Raw genomic sequence first — 2,582 nt, forward strand, 5'->3', positions numbered from 1 at the left:
ATCACAATCAGGATAATGCTGTGATTAATCAATCATATACGTTTTACTAGACTATTAATAATCTTCATTTATGTCTTAAGATATTTATCAAAATAATCATACTACAACACATTAATAGCATTGAGTTCTTGAAAAGCTAATTCAAGACGGTTGATCATAGATATCTGTCCTGCACGAATCCAAACACGTGGATCGTAGAATCCTTTATTTGGTTTATTAATATCATAATTATTACCTAATTGACTCTGTAAAAACATTTTATTTTTTTTGTAGTACTGAAGAATACCTTTCCAGGTAGCCCACTGAGTATCTGTATCAATGTTCATCTTAACGACACCATAACTTACCGCTTCCTTAATCTCTTCTCGCTTAGAGCCAGAACCCCCATGAAATACTAAGTTAAGAAAGTTAGCTGGTAATCCAAATTTTTCCGAAACGTATTTCTGTGAGTTATCGAGAATTTTTGGTCTAAGTTGTACGTTACCTGGTTTGTACACACCATGAACATTACCAAAAGCAGCTGCGATCGTAAAACGTGGGCTAATTGCGTTGAGTTTTTCATAAGCATATGCTACTTCTTCTGGTTTAGTATATAGCATAGCATTATCTAAATTACTATGATCGATACCATCTTCTTCACCACCAGTACATCCTAATTCCATTTCTAAAGTTATGTTTAGCTTATCCATTTTAGCTAAGTATTCTGCGCTTATTTTCAGATTATCATCTAATGATTCTGAAGATAAATCGATCATATGTGAGGAAAATAGGGGCTTACCAGTAGTAAGTAAATGTTTTTCGTCAGCTATTAGGAGATCATCTAGCCACGGTAACAATTGTTTTGAACAATGATCAGTATGTAGCATGACTGGTACACCATAATATTCTGCCATATGGTGTACATGTAAGGCTCCAGATATTGCTCCTAATACTGAAGCTGTTTCACTTTTATTTTTTATACCTATACCTGCCATGAAAGCTGCACCTCCATGGGAAAATTGTACAATAATAGGTGCACTTACTTTAACAGCTGCTTCTAATGTAGCATTGATAGAATCCGTACCGATACAGTTCACTGCAGGTAAAGCAAATTTATTTTCTTTTGCAATAGCGAATACTGTTTGAATATCATTACCAGTGATAACTCCTGGTTTTACAAAATCCAAAATTTTCGACATATAACTTAGTCCTACTTTTACCCCAAAAAATTAAACATAAAATCTATTAGCATCACTGCTTAGTCTTAAGAAGAAAACGCAGCTAAGTCATAGACTATGATAGGTTTTCTTACCCTTACTTATCTTTATAACATGACATCTTTCTGACTTTTTGTGCATGTTCTTCAAGCATTGCTACTGCAGGAAGTGTCTTTCCTTCAACAAAAGCTAGAAAAGCACCACCACCTGTAGAAATATAAGAGATATGATGAGCTATATCAAATAGCTTGATAGCTGCTAATGTATCGCCACCCCCAGCGATAGAAAACGCCTCACTTTCAGCGATAGCATGAGCTAATATCTCAGTACTTTTACGAAAGTTAGTAAATTCAAATACACCAACTGGGCCGTTCCATAAAATAGTTTTAGCTTGTTTTAAAATGTTCGCTAACTTTGCCGCTGATTTATCACCTAAATCAAGAATATATTCATCTTTTGTGATATCTTTAATTGATTTTAACGTTGCTGTAGCAGTTTCAGAAAACTCCGTTGCTACGCGTACATCAGTAGGAATAAAAATATTCTTATTTTTTAGTAATTGTTTTGCTTCTCGAAGCAAATTAGTTTCAAACAACGATAAGCCAACGTTATAGCCTAGTGCAGCAAACAAAGTGTTTGCAATACCGCCCCCGACGATTAATTGATCAGATATTTGAGAAAGTATATTAAGTACTGTTAGTTTAGTAGATATTTTCATACCACCCACAATAGCAACCATAGGACGAGCTGGATTTTTTAACGCTTGACTTAATGCTTCTAATTCATTATATAAGAGTGGGCCAGCACAGGTTATCGGGGCAAATTTTCCTACTCCATAGGTAGAAGCTTGAGCTCTGTGAGCTGTACCAAAAGCATCCATAACAAAAATATCACATAATGCCGCATAGCTTTTAGCTAAATTTTCATCATTGATTTTTTCGCCTTTATTAAAACGAACGTTTTCTAGTACGACTAATTCGCCTTCGGAAATATCTACCCCGTTTAAATAATCTTTCACAAGCCTAACAGGAGCGGAAAGTTTCTTTTTTAAATAATTAACTACGGGCTGTAATGAAAATTTAGAGTCGTATTGACCTTCAATAGGTCGGCCAAGATGAGAGGTAATCATTAATTTTGCACCTTGTTTTAGTGCTGTGTTAATAGTAGGTAAAGATGCACATATACGTGCATGAGAAGTAATTTTGCCTTCATGAATAGGAACATTTAGATCAGAGCGAATTAAAACTCGTTTATTCATTAAATTTAAATCTGTCATCTTAATGACTACCATAACTAATCCTTTGACATTTGTGCTAGCATATTTACCTTACTTTAATGATATAATAAAATATTAACTAATATTAGTAATAATTTTATTACTCACTA

Annotated in this window: 2 protein-coding genes; both read right to left on the reverse strand. The window is 34.0% G+C overall.

What is annotated here, in order from left to right; all coding sequences use genetic code 11:
• Positions 1-101: 101 nt before the first annotated feature.
• Positions 102-1,178: a class II fructose-bisphosphate aldolase gene (gene fbaA / locus CEX73_RS02320; protein ID WP_101626987.1), complete on the reverse strand. Its 1,077-nt coding sequence runs from the start codon at positions 1,176-1,178 to the stop codon at positions 102-104.
• A gap of 115 nt (positions 1,179-1,293) precedes the next feature.
• Positions 1,294-2,487 (reverse strand): phosphoglycerate kinase, encoded by a 1,194-nt coding sequence (locus CEX73_RS02325; RefSeq protein ID WP_101626988.1) that lies wholly within the window; start codon positions 2,485-2,487, stop codon positions 1,294-1,296.
• Between the last annotated feature and the right edge of the window lie 95 nt (positions 2,488-2,582).

The sequence above is a fragment of the Candidatus Palibaumannia cicadellinicola genome (assembly GCF_002855795.1).
Taxonomy (GTDB): Bacteria; Pseudomonadota; Gammaproteobacteria; order Enterobacterales; family Enterobacteriaceae; genus Baumannia; species Baumannia cicadellinicola_C.

Bases quoted from the DNA above. Each gene is read 5' to 3' on its own strand.
- fbaA (WP_101626987.1), bottom strand. From the start codon at position 1,178: ATGTCGAAAATTTTGGATTTTGTAAAACCAGGAGTTATCACTGGTAAT.
- CEX73_RS02325 (WP_101626988.1), bottom strand. From the start codon at position 2,487: ATGGTAGTCATTAAGATGACAGATTTAAATTTAATGAATAAACGAGTT.